The organism is Chloroflexota bacterium (assembly GCA_035652535.1).
Lineage (GTDB): Bacteria > Chloroflexota > UBA6077 > UBA6077 > SHYK01 > DASRDP01.
In genome coordinates, this window is the sequence record DASRDP010000041.1 from 1 (window position 1) to 3,864 (window position 3,864).

Sequence of the window (3,864 nt, forward strand, 5' to 3'; positions counted from 1 at the left end):
CGAGGTCTTGGAGCGCGATCTGCTTCTGGCGCTCCAACGCAGCCGGATCGAGCAGCGCATTGAGGACGATGTCGGAAACGAGATCGAAGGCGATCCTGGCCTCGCGGGACGGCACGACCGCCGTGTACGAGCTCAGCTCGATCGTCGTGCCGCGCGTCAATGTGCCGCCCACGGCAGCCGCGGCCCGCTGCAGCTCCGTCTCCGAAGGACGCCGGGTCGTACCCTGAAACATGACGCGCGACGTGAGGACACTGACCCCCGGCTGATCGCGGTCGTCGCGCGACCCATTTCGAGCTGTGAGCTGGACGGCCAGCGTCTCCGCGGTCCGCCGCTCTTCGACGATGACGACCAGACCATTGGGGAGCACCTGCCGCGCGGCTTCGGCCGCCTCGGCGCGAATGGCGGACTGCTCGCTCAGGTGAAGGCCGGCGAGGCCCGCTACCGCCGAGGCGGCGCCGAGCTTGAGCAGGCCGCGCCGGGAGGAACGCAGTCCACGCAGCGGCGGCACGGCAACTGGCTCCTTGCGTCCGTCGCGCCCCATCTCGGATTCGGGTCCCGTCACACTCTGCTCCACCCTAGGCTCGGACGACGACGAGCGTGTAATTTTGGGGATCGAGCCACTTGTTGGCCACACGAATGACGTCGGCAGCGGTGACGGACCTCAGCTTCGCCATGTACTCTTCCCACGAGTCCAAATTGCCGGAAACCTCGACGTCGGCGCGTGAGGTCTGCTGCTCGTTGGATTCATCTTCCAGGGCGCGGCGGCCCGCGATCGCTCGCAGGCTCGCGGCGACATCCGAGTCGCTCACGTCCCCCGCGCGCACGCGTCGGATCTGGTCCAGAATGAGCTGAATCACCTCGTCTGCGTGGACCGGCTGCGTCGTCGCCGAGATCATCAGCGCTCCCGCGTCGCTGAAGTCCAAATAGTCCGAATCGACCGATGTGGCGAGGGCGCGTCGATCTCGAATCTCTTCGCTGAGCCGCCGCCCCGTCTCGCCGAGGATGTCGTTCAGGACGGTCATGGCGGCGGCCTCGGCCTCGGCGTCGTCGCCGGGCGCTGGCCACCCGAGACGAATCTCAGCGACACGGTCGCCGTTCCCGACGGTGACGATACGCGGATCCGTCTGCACGGGCTCGGCAACGGGTGGACGCACGCTGCGCGGCCCCTGCCGCAGGTCCGCGAACTCTTGCTCGATGCGCGTCACGGCGTCGTCGTGGCGGATATTGCCGGATACCGCGATGGCCATGTTGCCGCTGACATACCGCTGGTTCTTGTACGCCAGGATGGTTTCGATGGGGATGGAGAGCACGCTCTGGATCGTGCCGCTCGGGTGCTGCCGAAGCGGGCTCACAACGAAGACGTGGTTGATGAACTCGTCAAAGGCGTGGGTGGACGGGTTGTCGTTACGGCGTTTCAGCTCTTCGCCGACGACCTGCCGCTCTCGGTCGACTTCCGTCTGCGGAAAGGTGCTGTAAAGCATCTGATCGGCCAGCAGGTCGAGGGCGAGTCCGAAGTTCTCCGCGGGCACCAGGTACCAGTAGTTCGTCGACTCCCAACCGGTGGAGGCGTCCGACTCACCCCCAACAGCGTCGAGCTCGGTATCGAGATTTTGCCGGTGGCTGGTTCCCAGGAAGAACCCGTGCTCGAGCCAGTGTGAGCCACCGCGCGTCGTCGCGTTCTCGTCCCGCGAACCCGCGCGGGCGGCGAGGCGAATTGAAACCGTGGTGCTATCCGGCCGCTCGCGCGTGAATACCGTCAGGCCGCTCGGGAGCACGGTCCGCCGTAGAGAGCCTTCGCCCCAGAGTCCATTGAGGCGAAGACCGCCCAGGGCACCACCTGCGCTTCTCGCCGTCGGCCGTGTCCAGGAGACCTCAGGGACCACGGTCGCGTGATCGAAGATTCTGGCGCCGTCGGCATCGGCGTCCGGCACCGCGCGGTACGCGATCGGACCGAGGCGGTCGCCGTTCTTGACCGCGAGGCCCCTCCACACCATCGAATCGCCGGATTGGCTCCCGGCGTGCACCCCCGGCTGTCCCACCCACGAATCTGTGACGTGGGTGTGGTCAGGAATCGGGAGCTTCACTTCAATTTCCGACGCGTCCGTGCCCGTATGATTCGCCAGCACGATCTGGATCGTGATGCCCGCCACGGCGGGAACTGGATTGACGCCGGTCTCCTCGGGGTCGAGATCCTCACCCGTCGCCGCCATCGTGATTGCCATCGTGCCCTGCTGGAGCGCGAGCGCAGAAGGCGCCCCTCCTCCGTTGAGGGTCGATCTGCCGAGAGCCGCTGCGCCAACGACGAGCAGCGCCACGAGGCTTTGGCGCAGGGGGCGACGTGCGGAGCGCGCGCGAAGTTCCACTCGGTGTCCCCCTGTAGGATTGATGCGGTTGGAGTGGGATCCGGCTGGAGGATATAGTACCGGGCGATCGGCCTGCGAGCATCGCCCCCCACGGAGATTCCCTGCGGAGGACCCGCCCGATGTTCAAGCTGCGCCTTCTGCCCCGGGACACACGCTTCTTCGACCTCTTCGAAGCCTCATCCGTCAACATGGTCGAAGCGGCGCAGAAGCTTCTCGAGATGGTGGAGAAGTTCGACCGACTCGACGAGCGCGCCCGCGAGCTGAAGGACCTCGAGCACCGCGGCGACTCGTTCACGCACCAGATCATCAACGATCTGCACCGAACCTTCATCCCGCCCTTGGAGCGCGAGGACATTGTCGCCCTCGCGGAGTCGATGGACGACGTCGTCGACGCCATTGAGGAGGCTGCCTCACGCATGGTGCTGTACCGAGTCCAGCGGGTGCCGACGACCGCCAAGGAACTGGCGCACCTGGACCTCCAGGTCGCGGAAGAGATCAACCGAACGATTCCCCTTCTGCGGCGAAAGGAAGACATGCCACGCATCATTCCCGCGACGCACGAGATCAATCGACTCGAGAATGAGGCCGACGACGCGGTCCGACGCGGCCTCACGGAGCTGTTCGAAGGTGAGAGCGACGTGCGCACGGTGATCAAGTGGCGCGAGATCTACGAGTTTCTCGAGGCCGCGACGGACAGGGGAGAGGACGTCGCCAATGTGCTCGAGGGCGTCGTCCTTAAAACCGCCTAGCGAATGGATTGGTCGCTGGTTCTCCTCGCGATCGTGTTGCTGTTCGGCCTCATCTTCGAATTTGTCAATGGGTTTCATGATGCCGCCAACGCCATCGCCACGATCGTGGCGACGCGCGTGCTGAGCCCTCGCATCGCCGTGCTGATGGCGGGGACGCTCAATTTGGTCGGGGCCCTATCGGGGACAGCGGTCGCCACGACGATCGGCAAGGACCTGGTAAACCCCGACGCGGTGAGCCTCGTGACGGTGGCGGTCGCCCTCGCCTCCGCCATCCTCTGGGACATGTTCACGTGGTATCGCGGCCTGCCAACCTCGTCGAGCCATGCGCTCCTGTTCGCGACGATGGGCGCGGCTGTCGCGACCGCCGGTACCCCCGTCATCCTCGTGCCCGGCCTCACGAAAGTCACGCTGGGCATTGTCTACTCGCCAGCCATCGGTATAGCCGTTGGATTTGCTGTCATGTTCTTCATCATCTGGGGGTTCCACCGCGTTCGTCACGAGACGGTCAGCGCCATATTTGGACGGCTCCAGCTCGTTTCCTCGGCCTACATGGCGTACAGCCACGGGAGCAACGACGGACAGAAGACGATGGGCATCCTCTCAATGGCGCTCTTTGCCTACGGGGCACTGGGGACGACCTTCTACATCCCCTTCTGGGTGATGGTCGCCTCGGCCACCGCGATGGGCGTCGGGACGGCGGTCGGAGGCTGGCGCATCATTCGCACCATGGGATTTAGAATGGTCCAGCTCCA

General features: G+C 65.4%; 4 protein-coding genes. 2 read left to right on the forward strand and 2 right to left on the reverse strand.

The features are described 5' to 3' along the window. Positions 1-562 (reverse strand): insulinase family protein (locus VFC51_05115; protein HZT06389.1); only part of this gene is annotated, 562 nt, incomplete at its 3' end. A 13-nt stretch (positions 563-575) separates the two neighbouring features. Next, positions 576-2,222 carry a pitrilysin family protein gene (locus tag VFC51_05120; GenBank protein HZT06390.1) on the reverse strand — a complete coding sequence of 549 codons (1,647 nt, stop codon included), beginning with the start codon at positions 2,220-2,222 and terminating at the stop codon, positions 576-578. Between the two features lie 260 nt (positions 2,223-2,482). Here VFC51_05120 and VFC51_05125 point away from each other — a divergent pair, with 260 nt between their 5' ends. Then, the gene (locus VFC51_05125; protein ID HZT06391.1) at positions 2,483-3,112 is read left to right on the forward strand and encodes a DUF47 family protein; all 630 of its coding nucleotides are present in this window, start codon (positions 2,483-2,485) and stop codon (positions 3,110-3,112) included. Between the two features lie 36 nt (positions 3,113-3,148). Beyond that, positions 3,149-3,864: anion permease (locus VFC51_05130; protein HZT06392.1), on the forward strand; the 716-nt coding region annotated here is incomplete at its 3' end.

Bases quoted from the DNA above. Each gene is read 5' to 3' on its own strand.
- VFC51_05120 (HZT06390.1), bottom strand. From the start codon at position 2,222: ATGGCAATCACGATGGCGGCGACGGGTGAGGATCTCGACCCCGAGGAG.
- VFC51_05125 (HZT06391.1), top strand. From the start codon at position 2,483: ATGTTCAAGCTGCGCCTTCTGCCCCGGGACACACGCTTCTTCGACCTC.